The organism is Rhizobium sp. LC145, assembly GCF_001005825.1.
Lineage (GTDB): Bacteria > Pseudomonadota > Alphaproteobacteria > Rhizobiales > Rhizobiaceae > Neorhizobium.
Genome location: NZ_LBHV01000010.1, coordinates 57703 through 72803, shown reverse-complemented (window position 1 = coordinate 72803; position 15101 = coordinate 57703). Strand labels below are relative to the sequence as shown.

Sequence of the window (15101 nt, the reverse complement as noted above, 5' to 3'; positions counted from 1 at the left end):
GCCGCACCTGACGACGTTGAAGTTACCTGCGCCGTAGGTTGCTTATCTCCAGAATCACGGAATCCGCTTCGACGGCGCTGGGATGTTTTATCAGATCAAACTCCCATCGACCACGTGCTTTATCGACTTCAGCCGCGTAATCCCGCCCTTTATGGAAAAAGGCTCTTGTTTCCGTACCGATCATTCGCTGAGAAATATAAGCGAGAAGCTGGTTCAGCTCCGCCAAGGCGCGCGCGGAGATGCAGTCGCAGGCCGGAATGGAGACATCGGTGTCTTCGACTCTGACCGCGTGGACAGAACCTCGCGCGCCGGTCTCGTTCAAGGCAACACGCAGGAATGCGGCCTTTTTCTGGTTGCTTTCGACAAGATGCACCCAGCCATCCTGCAATTCCGCAAGGAAAATGGCCGTTATGACCCCCGGAAAACCCCCGCCCGAGCCGAGATCCATCCATCGCAACGGTCGGGGAGCGAGCTGAAATATCTGGGCGCTGTCCGCAATATGGCGTGTCCAGAGCTCATCCAGGGTGGAGGGAGCCACGAGATTTATGGACTTGGCCCATTTCTGGAACAATCGTGCAAAATGCTCCAATCGCTCCTGCGTTTCACGTGAAACACTCTTTCCGTTAAGTTGCATCAGGAGACTCGTATCGCGCGATCGGAAGCCATATCTGCTTTCCGCAACAATGCCAGAATGAGTGCGAGAGCAGCCGGGGTCATCCCATCCACCTTCGCCGCTTGCGCCAGATTTCGTGGAGCCGCGGCGGTCAGCTTCTGCCTGAGTTCGTTCGACAAGCCAGGAAGACCATTGAAATCAAAGCCTTGCGGGATAACACGCGCTTCGTCCCGACGGACCGTAGCGATGTCGGCAGCTTGGCGCTCCATGTAAACGGCATAGGAAGCCTCGATCTCCAGGGCCTCGCTGACTTTGCCCGGAATCCGGCTAAGTTCCGGCCAGATCGTATACAGGTGCCCAAAGGTAATATCGGGATAGGCAAGAAGATCGTATCCAGATCGACGTTGACCATCCTGATTGAGCTTCAATCCATGACGAGATGCTTCGTTCGGCGTCAGGCTCAAGTTGCGAAGCGTCTCTCGCCCGGCATTCATCGAAGCTTCGAAGAGATCGAATTTTTCCCGACGGGCGGTGCCCACGATCCCCAATTGGATGCCAAGCGGTGTCAGCCTTTGATCCGCGTTGTCGGCGCGAAGGGACAACCGGTATTCCGCCCGCGAGGTGAACATCCGGTAAGGTTCCGTGACCCCACGGGACGTCAGGTCATCGATCATAACGCCGATGTAGGATTCGGCTCGGCTGAAGTGGTATGCCCATTCACCGCTCGTGCTTCGCGCGGCGTTCATGCCCGCGACCAATCCCTGCGCCGCCGCTTCCTCATAACCGGTCGTCCCGTTGATCTGTCCGGCGAGGAAAAGTCCCGGTATCTTCCGGACCTCCAGGGCAGGGGTCAATTCGCGCGGATCGACGTGATCGTATTCGATCGCGTAGCCCGACTGCAGGATCGCCACCTTTTCGAGCCCCGGTATGGTGCGGATGAAAGCTTCCTGAACGTCCTCGGGAAGCGAGGTGGAAATACCATTGGGATAGACGGTGTGATCGTCCAGCCCCTCCGGCTCCAGGAACACTTGATGACCGTCGCGCTCGCCGAAGCGGACGATCTTGTCCTCGATCGACGGGCAATAGCGGGGACCCACTCCCTCGATCTGCCCGGAATACATGGCCGAGCGATGGATATTGTCTGAGATGATCCTGTGGGTCGCATCGGTCGTGCGTGTGACGCCACATTCTATCTGCGGATTGGCAATGCGGTCCGTCATGAACGAGAATGGAACGGGCTCTTCGTCAGCCGCCTGACGGTCGATGGAGTTCCAGTCGATCGTTCGCCCGTCCAGACGTGCAGGCGTCCCGGTCTTCAGGCGCCCGAGGCTGAGCCCGAACCGGGCCAAGGTCGCGGAAAGGCCGAGCGAAGGCTCTTCACCCACCCGGCCAGCCGGAATCTTCCGGTCACCGATATGAATCAGGCCCCGGAGGAAGGTTCCGGTTGTCAGCACCGCCGCTCCGCAGGCAAAGCTCCGCCCGTCCTGCAGCGAAACCTGCGTCACCCGCCCGTTGTCGATCGAGATATCGAAGGCATCGCCCTCGATGACCGTCAGGTTTTCCTGGGCATTTATCTCGGCCTGCATGGCGAGCCGATAAAGCTTCCGGTCCGCCTGGGTGCGGGGTCCGCGCACGGCCGGCCCCTTCTTGCGGTTCAGAAGCCGGAACTGAATGCCGGCCGCGTCCGCGACGCGTCCCATCAATCCGTCAAGCGCATCGACCTCGCGGACGAGATGGCCCTTGCCAGGCCCGCCGATTGCGGGGTTGCAGGACATGACGCCGATCGTCTCTTTTTTATGGGTGATGAGCGCCGTCCTGGCGCCCAGCCGCGCGGCCGCGCTGGCTGCTTCGCAGCCCGCATGCCCACCTCCGATAACGATCACATCATAAGCCGTTGCCATGATCGGTCCTATCCGCGGCAATCACCCATGTTTCACGTGAATCATTTGCCGATACAGAATTGCGAAAAGATGACGTCGAGCAATTGCTCCACATCCACCCGTCCGGTGATACGGCCCAATGCACTTGCCGCAGCCCGGAGGTTCTCGGCTCTCAAGTCGAGTTGGCTGCCATTTAGAGCTTCCTGGATCGAATTGGAAGCCTGTTTGAGAAAATCGCAATGACGGGCGCGGCTCGGCATCGTCGAGCCGGCCCATAGGCCCCGGAGATTTCCCAGAATCCTCTCCCGAAGCTTCTCCAATCCCTCTCCCGTATGAACGGAAAGGCAAATATCATAGGTATCGGCGCTCTTGTGGCGATCCAGCTTACTGCCGATCCGGAGAACCTGTTTTCCTTCGGGTATGACACTTTGTTCCGGATACGAATCGATCTCCTCCACCAGCAGAACGAGATCGGCTTCCTCCATTGCGCGCCTCGCGCGGCGAACGCCTTCCTGCTCCACGAGATCGCCTGTCTCACGCAGTCCCGCCGTATCGAAGAAGCGAACGAGGTAGCCTTCCATGTCGAGATCCACATGCAGGATATCGCGCGTCGTGCCGGCGATCTCGGTGACGATCGCCACATCCCGCTTCGCGAGCGTGTTCAACAAGCTCGACTTTCCGGCGTTGGGCGGCCCGGCGATCACCACCTTATACCCGTCGCGGATAATCTCTCCCGATTTCGACGAGCCTATATGGCCCTCGATCTCATCACGCAGGCGGGCCACATCGCTCCACACCTGCTCGGAAACGGAGCCCGGAACATCGTCCTCATCGGCGAAATCGAGCTCGGCTTCGATAAGGGCACGCGCCCGCGTGAGGCGCTCAGCCCAACCGGCATAAAGCACCGACTGGCCGCCGAAACCCTCCTCGACGGCAAGTCGCCTCTGCATCTCGGTTTCGGCCGCAATCAGATCGCCCAGGCCTTCCGCCTCCACGAGATCGAGCTTACCGTTTTCGAAAGCCCGCCGCGAAAATTCCCCGGCTTCGGCCATCCGAAGCCCAGCTATATCGCCAAGCTCGGCAAACACGGCAGAAACCACCGCTTTGCTGCCGTGCAGGTGGAATTCCACGCAATCTTCACCCGTAAACGAATTGGGAGAAGGGAAGATCACCACAAGCGCCTGGTCGAGCAGCAGTCCGTTACGGTTGCGAATCTTTTTCAGCTGCGCAAGCCGCGGCGCCGGCAGCACGCCCGCAAGCGCTTCAGCCGCTGAGAAGGCGGTAGGGCCGCTTATACGGATCACGGCAACGCCGGCGGGTAGGTTACCGCTGGAAAGAGCGAATATCGTATCGGCGGAGCTGACCATGATTTTCGAACCGTTAAATCAAAAAGCGCCCGACCAGTGGCCGAGCGCTTCGTAGAAAGCGGAATCCGGCTAAGGATCAGGTATTCATCGAGTCGAAGAAGTCGCCATTGTTCTTCGTCTGCTTCAGCTTATCAATGAGGAACTCGATCGCGTCGGTCGTTCCCATCGGTGCGAGAATGCGGCGGAGGACGAAAATCTTCTGGAGATCCTGGCGCGGCACCAAAAGGTCTTCCTTGCGGGTGCCGGATTTGAGGATATCCATGGCCGGGAAGATGCGCTTGTCGGCCACCTTGCGGTCCAGCACGATTTCCGAGTTGCCGGTGCCCTTGAACTCTTCGAAGATGACTTCGTCCATGCGGCTGCCGGTATCGATGAGCGCGGTCGCGATGATGGTCAGCGAACCGCCTTCCTCGATATTGCGGGCGGCACCGAAGAAGCGCTTCGGGCGCTGCAGGGCATTGGCATCCACACCACCGGTCAGAACCTTGCCGGAGGAGGGCACCACGGTGTTGTAGGCACGCCCCAGGCGCGTGATCGAATCGAGCAGGATGACGACGTCGCGGCCGTGCTCGACGAGGCGCTTAGCCTTTTCGATCACCATTTCGGCGACCTGAACGTGACGAACCGCCGGCTCATCGAAGGTCGAGGAGACCACCTCGCCGCGCACGGAACGCTGCATATCGGTCACTTCTTCCGGGCGTTCGTCGATCAGAAGAACGATGAGATAGCATTCCGGATGATTGGCGGTGATGGAATGGGCGATGTTCTGCAGGAGAACGGTCTTACCGGTGCGCGGCGGCGCCACGATCAGCCCGCGCTGCCCCTTGCCGAGCGGTGCCACGAGGTCGATGACGCGGGCGGAAAGGTCCTTGGAGGTCGGAACGTCGAGTTCCATCTTGAACCGCTCGTTCGGGTAAAGCGGCGTCAGGTTGTCGAAGTGAACCTTGTGACGGATCTTTTCCGGGTCGTCGAAATTGATCGTGTTGACCTTCAGAAGGGCAAAGTAGCGCTCGCCTTCCTTCGGCCCGCGGATCGGGCCTTCCACCGTATCGCCGGTCTTCAGCGAGAAGCGGCGGATCTGCGAAGGAGAGATGTAGATATCGTCGGGACCCGGCAGGTAATTGGCATTGGCCGAACGCAAGAAACCGAATCCGTCCTGCAAGACCTCGACTACGCCTTCGCCGATGATCTCGACGTCCTGGCTTGCCAGCATTTTGAGGATTGCGAACATCAGCTCCTGCTTGCGCATCGTGCTGGCGTTCTCGACCTCGAGCGATTCGGCAAAGGTCAGCAAATCGGTCGGCGATTTGTTTTTGAGTTCTTGAAGCTTCATTTCAGCCATGAAGGGGGACCACGTTGAGATTTTAAGGGGGAAGTCAGGCGTGTAGGGGAAATTCGCCACCGCGGAAAATGATCCGGGAGCGATGAGATTAACACGCATGCCACGAGATGAGATGGGGCGAAAATAGCGACTCATGGAAAGCGCCGCAAGAGGGGGAGGTGCAAATCTTCCTCAACAAACCGCAACAGATGAACGCTGTCAGAATGGTTTGACGACGACCAGGATCACGATGGCGATCATCAGCAGGGTCGGCAGCTCGTTCATCAGCCGCCAATGGCGCGGGGGTTTACGGGGGCCGTCGGCGGCAAAATTCCGCACCGCGCGGCTGAAGAACACATGCACGACTGTCATCAGGACGACGAGCCCGATCTTGGCATGCAGCCAGCCGCCGCGAAATCCGTAGACATCCCAGGCGAGATAGAGCCCGAACATCCAGGTCAGCATCATCGCCGGGTTCATGATGATCTTGAGCAGTCGCCGCTCCATCACCTTGAAGATCTCGGATTGCTGCGAACCGGGCTCGGCATCGCTGTGATAGATGAAAAGCCGCGGCAGGTAGAAGAGGCCCGCCATCCAAGAGATCACCGCGATCACATGGAAGGCCTTGACCCAGAGATAGAAATTTTCCGGCTGCCAGAAATACAGCGCCGCCAGAATGCCCGCGAAAACCGCAAGTGCTGTGAAGGCGCGCGCCGAAGCCCGGCTGCCCGCCTTTTCCGATGTCTGTTTCTCGATCTCGGTCACGGCCGCATCCCCCGCACGCGCTCCACGAGCTCCGCCACATGAGCGGGATCGGCTTCCGGCGTGATCCCGTGGCCGAGATTGAAGATCAGCGGCCCGTTACCGAGCGCCTGCAGTATGGCATCGACCCCTTCGGTCAGCGAAACGCCTCCGGCAACCACCCGCATCGGATCGAGATTGCCCTGCACCGGCCCGTCTTTTTGAAGTTCAGCGGCAAAGGAAAGCGGAACGGACCAATCGAGCCCGATCGCATCAGCGCCGGTCTTGCGGCGATAATCCTTGAGGTTCATACCGGCGCCCTTGGCAAATGCGATGACTTTCGCCTGCGGCCTGCGGTTCCGCACGATCTCGATCATCCGGGCCACGGGCTTGACCGCATAGGCCTCGAATTCCCGTTCGCCCAGTACACCCGCCCAGGAATCGAAAATCTGCACCGCATCGGCGCCGGCATCGATCTGCTCGATCAGATATTCGGCCGAAATCTCCGCAAGCAAGCTCAGAAGCTGTTCGAAAGCCTGCGGAAAGCGATAGGCGAAGAGACGGGCAGGCGCCTGGTCGGGTGTCCCCCGGCCGGCGATCATGTAGGTCGCGACCGTCCACGGTGCGCCGCAGAAGCCCAGCAGGGCGGTTTCTTCCGGCAGTTCCCTCCTCAGCCGCCGCACAGTCTCGATGACCGGAGCGAGATGATCCAGGACGCCGTCACCATTCAAGAGCCGGATGGCTCCCTCATCGATCGGGTCCATGCGCGGGCCTTCGCCTTCGACGAAACGGACATTCCGTTTCAAGGCATCGGGAATGACTAGGATATCGGAAAAGAGAATTGCCGCGTCGAAGCCATACCGCCGGATCGGCTGTAGCGTCACCTCGACGGCAAGCTCGGGGGAATAACAGAGATCGAGGAAGCCTCCGGCCTTCGCGCGTGTCTCGCGATATTCGGGGAGATAGCGCCCCGCCTGTCTCATCAGCCAGATCGGGGGAGGGCTCACTGTTTTGCCTTCCAGCACTTCGACGATCTTCCGGGGTGCGCCGGTCAATGTGTTCTCCCCAATTAAAAAAAGGAAATTTGAATAGGTTTCTATTTCTTAGAGTCTGTGGGTAGCAAGGATTAAACGCAGCTCACAGAAAACGCGACGATCTGCCGCCATCGTCAGGGAAGGAGGAAAAACAATTCCTCAAGTCTTCCGCTCTTGTGGAGGAGTTCGATTCCTGTCGGGATTCCAGAATGATGGCTATGCTGATAGTAGGCACTTGGCTGTGGAGAATATGTGGAAGAATTGAAAGCCACCTCGGTTAATCCCCGCAACTCACAAGAAGCCGAATTCCTCATGAACCGGAGCGCCGAATGTGGAAAAACAGGCAGTTTTCCCGCATGCTGAACTCCCGGCCGGAAACATCGTCCACCTCTCCCCGGTTTTCAACAAAGGGCAAGGATTAGCGTGGAGAACAAAAAAAACTTCTTCCATCTGCACCTCATTTCTGACTCCACGGGAGAGACTCTCATCTCCGCGGGGCGGGCTGCTTCCGTGCAGTTTCAAGCGTCCATGGCGATCGAGCACGTCTATCCTCTGATTCGAAATCGCCAGCAGCTCCTGGCGGTCCTGGATGCGGTGGATCGCGAGCCCGGCATCCTGCTCTATACCCTGGTCGATCAGGAACTCGCAGAGCTTCTCGACGGGCGCTGCCGCGAACTCGGCATTCCCTGCGTCAACGTTCTGGAACCGATCATGGCCACTTTTCAGGCCTATCTCGGTGCGCCTTCCCGCCGCCGGGTGGGCGCGCAACATGCCTTGAATGCAGATTATTTCGCACGCATTGAGGCGCTCAACTTCACCATGGATCACGATGACGGCCAGATGCCGGAGGATTACGACGAGGCGGATGTGGTTCTGGTCGGCGTCAGCCGCTCGTCTAAAACACCCACCAGCATCTATCTCGCCAATCGGGGCATCAAGACCGCCAATATCCCGATCGTTCCGGGCATGGAGCTTCCCGAAAATCTGTTCCGCGCTACGCGCCCGCTGATCGTCGGTCTGGTGGCGACCACAAACCGGATCTCCCAGGTTCGTGAAAACCGGGAACTCGGAACCACGCAAGGCTTTGACCGGCAACATTATACGGACCGCCCCCCCACCAACGAAGAGCTAAAATATGCGCGCGCTTTATGCGCCCGCCACAACTGGCCGGTCATAGACGTCACCCATCGCTCGATCGAAGAGACGGCGGCGGCCATCGTTGCGCTGCGCCTGAAGCTGCGCTAAGCGAGACGATCATCCGAGGAGGATATATAGTGAATCTGCCCATCGTGCTGGCGTCCTCCAGCCCCTTCCGTCGCATGCTGATGGAGAACGCCGGGCTGATTTTCGATGCCCGTGCCGCTGATATCGATGAACGCGCGATCGAGGCAGGTCTCGGAGATGCATCGCCGGATGAAATTGCCGCCGCGCTCGCGCTCGCGAAGGCCGAAGATGTCAGCCGGCACGTCCCCGGCGCACTGGTGATCGGCTCCGACCAGACCATGTCGCTCGGGGCTCGGGTCTACCACAAGCCGAAAAGCCTTGCCGAGGCGCGCGAAAACCTGCTCTCGCTCTCGGGAAAGACGCATCGCCTGAACAGTGCGGTCGCCCTGGTGCGGGATGGACAGATCGTATGGCGGCATGTCGCCCACGCGGATCTCACGGTGAGGACGCTGTCGGAAGATTTCGTCGATCGCTATCTCGCCAGCGTCGGGAGCAAGGCGTTTTCCAGCGTCGGCGCCTATCAGTTGGAAGGCGAAGGCATCCAGCTTTTCTCGGCGATAGAAGGCGATTACTTCACCATTCTGGGCCTGCCGATGCTGCCGCTTTTGGCAAAGCTCCGCGAAATCGGGGCAATCGATGGATGATTCACGTGAAACAATCATGGTTAAAGCATTCGTAACGGGCTGGCCGATCCGGCATTCGCGCTCCCCGCTCATCCATGGATATTGGCTGAAGCGGCTCGGACTTGAGGGTGATTATCGCGCCGAAGCGGTGAGCGAGGAGGATTTTCCGCGCTTCATCGAAAAGCTGAAAAGCGGCGCTTCCGGCTATCGGGGCGGCAATGTCACCATCCCGCACAAGGAGGCGGCTTACCGGCTTGCTGATCGGCCGGATGCGCTGGCGGAAGAACTCGGCGCTTCCAATACGCTGTGGATGGATGAAGGCCTGCTGCATGCGACCAATACCGATGGCCACGGCTTCGTCGCCAATCTGGATGACCGGCATCCCGGCTGGGATCGCGCGACCCGCGCTGTCGTCCTTGGCGCCGGCGGCGCGAGCCGGGCGGTTATCCAGGCGATCCGCGATCGCGGCGTCGGCGAGATCCATGTGGTGAACCGCACGGTCGCACGCGCCCGGGAATTGGCCGATCGCTTCGGCCCGAAGGTTCGTGCCCATCCCACCGAAGCCCTCGGCGAGGTCATGGCGGGTGCCGGGCTTTTCGTGAACACCACGTCCCTCGGCATGGATGGCGGGGAAGTGCCGCATATCGATTTCTCGAGGTTGGCGGAAGGGGCGGTGGTGACGGATATCGTCTATGTGCCGCTGAAGACGCCGCTTCTCGCCCAGGCGGAAACTCAGGGCTTTGCGATCGTCGATGGGCTCGGCATGTTGCTGCACCAGGCAGCTCCCGGTTTCGAGAAGTGGTTCGGCGTGCGCCCGAAAGTCGACCAGGCGCTCCGCGAGCTCGTTATTGCCGACATGGAAACGCACGGATGATCATCATCGGCCTCACCGGATCCATCGGCATGGGAAAATCGACGACCGCGAAAATGTTCGCGGAAGCCGGCATTCCGGTGAACGATGCCGATGCGGTGGTGCACGATCTTTACCGCGGCGAAGCGGCCGGGCCGGTCGAGCACGCTTTTCCGGGAACGGTGAAGGAAGGCGTGGTGGATCGGCAGGAACTGAGCCGCCGGCTTGCCGGCGATCCGGCAGCTCTTCGCCGCCTCGAATCGATCGTCCATCCGCTGGTCCGAAAGCGGGAGGCGGAATTTCTCGCGCGTCACCGCGCTCTCAATTCCGACATGGTCCTCCTCGATATACCGCTCCTCTTCGAAGCCGGGGGTGAAGCGCGCGTGGATGTCATCGTGGTCGTCACATGCGATCCACAGATCCAGCGTGAAAGAGTGCTTGCGCGACCCAGCATGACCGAGGAAAAATTGGACATGATTCTCTCCCGGCAGATGCCGGATGCGGAGAAGCGCAAACGAGCCGATTTCCTGGTCGATACCGGGCACGGCATGGAAGCGGCCAGAGCCAGGGTGGAAGAAATCATCGCCGCCCTTCGGTCAGGCACAAGGAGCGGGAAAGATCATGCGTGAGATCATCTTCGATACGGAAACGACAGGCCTGGAATCGAAGTTCGATCGCATCATCGAGATCGGCGGCATCGAGCTCATCAACAATTTCCCGACCGGCAATACGCTGCATCTCTACATCAATCCCGGCGATCGCAAGGTTCATCCGGATGCGCTTGCCGTACATGGGATCACCGACGAGTTCCTGAAGGACAAGCCGGCATTCGCCGATGTCGCCCACAAGATCGTCGAGTTCTTCGATGGTGCAAAGTGGATCGCCCATAACGCCAACTTCGATATCGGCTTCGTGAATGCGGAGTTCGAAAGGATCGGCCTGCCTCCGGTCACGATGGACAGGGTAGTGGATACGTTGGCGCTCGCGCGCCGCAAGCATCCGATGGGCCCGAATTCGCTCGATGCGCTCTGCCGGCGCTACGGCATCGACAATGCCCACCGCACCAAGCATGGCGCGCTCCTCGACTCCGAGCTTCTCGCTGAAGTCTATATCGAGATGACCGGCGGCCGTCAGGCGGCGCTCGGCCTGACGGGTGTCGAGCAGTCGGCGACCGTGATCGAAATCGAGGAAATGGTGGTTGGCGCCACCGGCCGGCCCCGCCCGCTTGCCCCCCGCCTCACCGAAGAGCAGCTCCAGGCGCATCAGGCGCTCGTCGCATCGCTCGGCCAGAAGGCGATCTGGACGAAATACGAAACCGCAGAAACGAAAAACCCGGACGTTCAAGTCCGGGCTTCCTGAAAATATCCGTAAAAACTGCGCCGCTTAGCTGTTCAGCGGCTGAACCTTGGCGCGAGCCTGTTCTTCGGCCACGCGGCGGGCGAACATCTGCGCGAAGTCGATCGGGTCGATCAGCAGCGGCGGGAAGCCGCCATTACGCGTCACGTCGGCGATGATCTGCCGCGCGAAGGGGAAGAGAAGCCGCGGGCACTCGATGAAAAGCACGGGCAGCATGTGTTCCTGCGGGAAACCGGAGATGCGGAAGACGCCGCCATAGACGAGTTCCACGGCGAAGACCACCTTGTCGTCTTCCTTGGCCTCGGCATTCAGCGACAGAACCACGTCGAAATCCGTATCCGAAAGCGGATTGGCGTTCACATTCACATTGATGTTGATCGCCGGGGCCTTGTCACGGGCCTGCAGGGAGCGCGGCGCGCCCGGATTTTCGAAGGAAAGATCCTTGGTATATTGCGCAAGGATGTTGAGCGACGGGCTTGCTGCTTTGGTGTCTTCGTTGGCCATGAGATTCCTCGCGACTTTGAATTTTGAGGCGCTCTAGCATTTCGGCCCCGGCCTTACAACCCTTGCAGCCGCAGCCGGCGGCTTGGGGTTACTCCTCCCGCTTCTGCCGGGACCAGGGCGAGGATGAATTGGGGTCGCGTGTGTAGTCCTCTTCGTCGAGATCGACGACGGGCCCTGGGCCGACCTTGCCGGAAGGCTCGCGCGTATGGCGGTAGCTTCCTCCGCCCGAGGGGCCGACGATGACGATATGCCGGCCGATCGCCGACCAGACCAGACGCCTCACGAACGGAATGAACAGCGCAAGCCCGATGATGTCGGTGATGAAGCCTGGAAGCAGCAGCAGGATCCCGGCCACCACGATCATCGCCGCATCCACCAGGGTTTCGCCAGGCAGGCGGCCTTCCCGGCTCTCGGCGGAAAGCTGCCGGAGAATGTGGAGCCCCTGGCTTCTGAGCAGAAGCGCACCCGCAACGGCCGTCAGGATTACCAGTCCGAGGGTCGCCCAAAGCCCAAGTGCCCGGCCGACGACGACGAACCCGGCGATTTCGGCCAGCGGTAGTCCAAGCAGGATGAGCGGCACGATGAATAGACGCATGTGTTGGTCGTTCCTCCAGGTAATCGGCTCATAACAGCATCGCCATTTGAATGATTGGCGGATGCGGACTATATGAGAAAACACGCTTTAGATTTAAACGGCAATTGCGGGTGAAGATGGGCTCGAACGACTTTATAACTCTCTTTTTTCTGGTCGCGGCAGTTCTTATCTTCCTGCAGCTACGCAGCGTGCTGGGCCGGCGGACCGGAAACGAGAAGCCGCCGCTCGATCCGTTCAGCCCTCGCGATGTCGCAAGGGCTCCGGGCGGTGATGACGGCAAGGTCGTGACGCTGCCTCGTCGCGATGCCCAGGAGGAGGAGGAGCGTTTCTCCGATATCGATACCTTCGCCAAGCCCGGCACTGCGCTCAACGCGTCGCTGCGTGATATTGCCAAGGCCGACCCCTCCTTCAAGCCGAGGGAATTCCTCAACGGCGCGAAGATGGCCTATGAAATGATCGTCATGGCCTTTGCCGATGGTGACCGGAAGACCTTGAAGGGCTTGCTGTCGAAGGAAGTTCATGACGGCTTCGACGCGGCGATTTCGGAACGCGAAGCGAGGGGCGAGGTGGTGAAGTCCACCTTTGTCGGCATCGAGAAGGCCGATATCACCAATGCGACGATCAAGGATTCCGAGGAGCAGGTGACGTTGCGCATCATCAGCCAACTCATTTCCGCGACCTATGATAAGGCCGGCACGCTCATCGAGGGTGACCAGGAGACGGTTGCGGAGGTCACCGATATTTGGACCTTCGCCCGCGACATTCGATCGCGCGATCCTAACTGGAAGTTGATCGCCACCGAATCCGAGCAATGACCGCTGCTTTGCCGGATTTCGCGCTTCGTTCGGTTTCCTTTTCCGATCTTGCGGGATGGCAAGACGACGATCCCACGCCGCTTTTCCCCGGCCTTCGCGCCTGTCTGGAACATATCCGTTCCGTCAAACCCTATCGCACCGGCTCTCTCGGTTTGACGAGCGCCGATCTCGAGCCGCTGCTGGAAGCCGCATCCGTTTTCCAGCCTCATGATGCTGCCTCCGCCCGCGCCTTCTTCGAAGAGCACTGCACACCGTTCCTGATCAACCGCGGGGATGCGCACCGTGGCTTCGTCACCGGTTTCTACGAGCCGGAAATAGAAGTCCGCGAGACGCGCGACGAGGTCTGGAGATTTCCCTTCTACCGTCGCCCTGACGATCTGGTCGACCTCGACGAGGCCAACCGACCTCATGGCATGGACCCTTCCTACGCCTTAGGGCGGCAGGAGAACGGCATCGTCACGCCCTATCCGGATCGCGAGGCGATCGATCGAGGTTTTCTAGAGGGGCGGGGACTGGAAATCGCATGGGCGAAATCAAAGGTCGATGTCTTCTTCGTGCACATCCAGGGCGCGGCACGGCTGAAATATCCTGATGGCCGCTCATGCCGGGTCACCTATGCGGCCAAGGCCGGCCATCCCTTTTCGCCGATCGGACGCCTGCTGATCGATCGTGGCGAGATCGATCCCGCCACCGTTTCCATGCAGAGCATTCGTGCCTGGCTGGCGGAGAATCCGGCTAAGGTCGATGAGGTCCTCTGGCATAACCGGTCCTATATCTTCTTCCGCGAAGCGGAAGTGGACGATCCGGCGCTCGGGCCGGTCGCTGCGGCCAAGGTGCCGTTGATCCCGAACCGTTCGCTGGCGGTGGACCGGTCTATACACACCTTCGGTTTTCCCTTTTTCATCCGCTCGGAAACATTGACCCATCTCGATGCCGGCAAGCCCTTCGCGCGGCTCATGCTTGCGCTCGATACCGGCTCGGCGATCGTCGGGCCCGCTCGCGGCGATATATTCACCGGCTCGGGCGAGGCCGCCGGCGAGGCTGCCGGCACGGTGCGCAACGAGGCGGATTTTTATATTCTTGTCCCGAGAGTGGCGGCAGTCAGGTTCGGCGCATGAAGAGCGGTCGCAAATTGGATCCGGAAGAGCGGATTCTCTGGGGCAAGGTTGCGAAGAGCACGCATGCCCTGCCGGGCCGCATGAAGGAAATCCTCGAATTCGAGGAGGAACTGGCGGCAGAACGCGCCGCGGCGGAGGCCGTCAGGCCGAAGCTCACGCATCCTCCCGAAGAGCAGGCTCTTGCGCCGCCGGTTCCGCGGCCGAAACGCCCGGCCGGCACCCACCATCCGCTCGAAAGACCGGTGAAGAAGAAGCTTGCCAAGGGCCATCTGCCGATCGAGGCGCGCATCGACCTGCACGGCCTTTTCCAAGGCGAAGCGCACGATCTGCTTCTCGACTTTCTCTTCCGCGCCCATGAACGGGGGCTGCGGCATGTGCTTGTCATCACCGGCAAGGGCAGTTCGCTCGGCAGCGAGGGCGCGCTTCGCCGCGCGGTGCCGTTATGGTTCTCCAAGCCGGAATTCCGCTTCCTCATCTCCTCCTATGAGCCGGCGGCGCGCCATCACGGCGGTGAAGGGGCAATGTATGTGCGCCTCGCCCGCCATAGGGGAGGGGAGCGCCCATGACACCTTTCGGGCAGGCATTGCGCGAGTTGAGAGCCCGCAAGGGCGTGACCCAGAGCGAGATGGCTCGGGCGATCGGCGTTTCGCCGGCCTATCTTTCGGCGCTGGAGCATGGCCGGCGGGGAAGGCCGAGCTTCGATTTCCTTCAGCGGGTCGCGGGCTATTTCAACATCATCTGGGACGAGGCCGAAGATCTCTTCCTCCTGGCCGAAGCCTCCCATCCCCGCATAGTGCTCGATACCGCCGGCCTGGGGCCGAAATACACCGCTTTTGCCAATCGCATAGCCCGCGAGATTCGCTCTTTGCCGCCGGATGTGATAGACGAAATGGAGAAACTTTTGGATAAGGCCTCTATCCGGCGCTGAGTTGCTGTTGCATCCCCTCCTTTCTGCCGCATTCGGCTGGTCTTAACCTTTAGAAATCGCCTTGGATTCCCTATATTCGAGAGTGAAAAAGGCTGGTGATTCGCTTGCGGCGATCGCCCCGCTCTCGATCAG

At 60.2% G+C, this 15101-nt stretch carries 17 protein-coding genes; 9 read left to right on the top strand and 8 right to left on the bottom strand.

The window, feature by feature from the left end; genetic code table 11:
- Nucleotides 1–22: 22 nt before the first annotated feature.
- The 6 genes from rsmG to hemE all read right to left on the bottom strand — a co-directional run bounded on the left by rsmG (nt 23) and on the right by hemE (nt 6977).
- A complete protein-coding gene (gene rsmG / locus YH62_RS23395) occupies nt 23–634 on the bottom strand; it encodes a 16S rRNA (guanine(527)-N(7))-methyltransferase RsmG (RefSeq protein WP_046796715.1) in 612 nt (203 codons plus the stop codon).
- Nucleotides 634–2514 (bottom strand): tRNA uridine-5-carboxymethylaminomethyl(34) synthesis enzyme MnmG, encoded by a 1881-nt coding sequence (mnmG, locus tag YH62_RS23390; RefSeq protein ID WP_046796714.1) that lies wholly within the window; start codon nt 2512–2514, stop codon nt 634–636. The genes rsmG and mnmG overlap by 1 nt, the downstream gene beginning before the upstream one ends.
- A 41-nt stretch (nt 2515–2555) precedes the next feature.
- Nucleotides 2556–3860, bottom strand: coding sequence for a tRNA uridine-5-carboxymethylaminomethyl(34) synthesis GTPase MnmE (gene mnmE, locus YH62_RS23385; RefSeq protein WP_046796713.1), 1305 nt, complete (start codon nt 3858–3860; stop codon nt 2556–2558).
- A gap of 76 nt (nt 3861–3936) precedes the next feature.
- Nucleotides 3937–5202: a transcription termination factor Rho gene (rho, locus tag YH62_RS23380; RefSeq protein WP_137326768.1), complete on the bottom strand. Its 1266-nt coding sequence runs from the start codon at nt 5200–5202 to the stop codon at nt 3937–3939.
- 198 nt (nt 5203–5400) lie between these two features.
- Nucleotides 5401–5937 (bottom strand): protoporphyrinogen oxidase HemJ, encoded by a 537-nt coding sequence (hemJ, locus tag YH62_RS23375; RefSeq protein ID WP_046796823.1) that lies wholly within the window; start codon nt 5935–5937, stop codon nt 5401–5403.
- Nucleotides 5938–5942: 5 nt separating this feature from the next.
- Complete coding sequence (gene hemE, locus YH62_RS23370; RefSeq protein WP_046796711.1) at nt 5943–6977, bottom strand: uroporphyrinogen decarboxylase; 1035 nt, start codon at nt 6975–6977, stop codon at nt 5943–5945.
- Between the two features lie 402 nt (nt 6978–7379).
- Here hemE and YH62_RS23365 point away from each other — a divergent pair, with 402 nt between their 5' ends.
- The 5 genes from YH62_RS23365 to dnaQ are packed head-to-tail and all read left to right on the top strand — an operon-like array spanning nt 7380 to nt 11012.
- Nucleotides 7380–8201 carry a pyruvate, water dikinase regulatory protein gene (locus YH62_RS23365; RefSeq protein WP_046796710.1) on the top strand — a complete coding sequence of 274 codons (822 nt, stop codon included), beginning with the start codon at nt 7380–7382 and terminating at the stop codon, nt 8199–8201.
- Nucleotides 8202–8230: 29 nt separating this feature from the next.
- Nucleotides 8231–8824 carry a Maf-like protein gene (locus tag YH62_RS23360; RefSeq protein ID WP_046796709.1) on the top strand — a complete coding sequence of 198 codons (594 nt, stop codon included), beginning with the start codon at nt 8231–8233 and terminating at the stop codon, nt 8822–8824.
- Entirely contained in the window at nt 8817–9677 is an 861-nt protein-coding gene (locus YH62_RS23355) for a shikimate dehydrogenase (RefSeq protein WP_046796708.1), read from the top strand. Before YH62_RS23360 ends, YH62_RS23355 begins: the two co-directional genes overlap by 8 nt.
- Nucleotides 9674–10282, top strand: coding sequence for a dephospho-CoA kinase (gene coaE / locus YH62_RS23350; RefSeq protein ID WP_046796707.1), 609 nt, complete (start codon nt 9674–9676; stop codon nt 10280–10282). The genes YH62_RS23355 and coaE overlap by 4 nt, the downstream gene beginning before the upstream one ends.
- Nucleotides 10275–11012 carry a DNA polymerase III subunit epsilon gene (dnaQ, locus tag YH62_RS23345; RefSeq protein WP_046796706.1) on the top strand — a complete coding sequence of 246 codons (738 nt, stop codon included), beginning with the start codon at nt 10275–10277 and terminating at the stop codon, nt 11010–11012. The genes coaE and dnaQ overlap by 8 nt, the downstream gene beginning before the upstream one ends.
- 24 nt (nt 11013–11036) lie before the next feature.
- Here dnaQ and secB read toward each other — a convergent pair whose 3' ends face one another.
- Nucleotides 11037–11513: a protein-export chaperone SecB gene (gene secB / locus YH62_RS23340; RefSeq protein ID WP_046796705.1), complete on the bottom strand. Its 477-nt coding sequence runs from the start codon at nt 11511–11513 to the stop codon at nt 11037–11039.
- Between the two features lie 88 nt (nt 11514–11601).
- Complete coding sequence (locus YH62_RS23335; RefSeq protein ID WP_046796704.1) at nt 11602–12108, bottom strand: FxsA family protein; 507 nt, start codon at nt 12106–12108, stop codon at nt 11602–11604.
- A 116-nt stretch (nt 12109–12224) separates the two neighbouring features.
- Here YH62_RS23335 and YH62_RS23330 point away from each other — a divergent pair, with 116 nt between their 5' ends.
- Genes YH62_RS23330 through YH62_RS23315 form a run of 4 tightly spaced genes read left to right on the top strand, consistent with a single transcriptional unit; the run spans nt 12225 to nt 14969 of the window.
- Complete coding sequence (locus tag YH62_RS23330; protein WP_046796703.1) at nt 12225–12923, top strand: Tim44/TimA family putative adaptor protein; 699 nt, start codon at nt 12225–12227, stop codon at nt 12921–12923.
- Complete coding sequence (locus YH62_RS23325) at nt 12920–14041, top strand: murein transglycosylase A (protein WP_046796702.1); 1122 nt, start codon at nt 12920–12922, stop codon at nt 14039–14041. The genes YH62_RS23330 and YH62_RS23325 overlap by 4 nt, the downstream gene beginning before the upstream one ends.
- A complete protein-coding gene (locus tag YH62_RS23320; protein ID WP_046796701.1) occupies nt 14038–14607 on the top strand; it encodes a Smr/MutS family protein in 570 nt (189 codons plus the stop codon). Before YH62_RS23325 ends, YH62_RS23320 begins: the two co-directional genes overlap by 4 nt.
- Nucleotides 14604–14969: a helix-turn-helix transcriptional regulator gene (locus YH62_RS23315; protein ID WP_046796700.1), complete on the top strand. Its 366-nt coding sequence runs from the start codon at nt 14604–14606 to the stop codon at nt 14967–14969. Before YH62_RS23320 ends, YH62_RS23315 begins: the two co-directional genes overlap by 4 nt.
- The last annotated feature ends 132 nt before the right edge of the window (nt 14970–15101 follow it).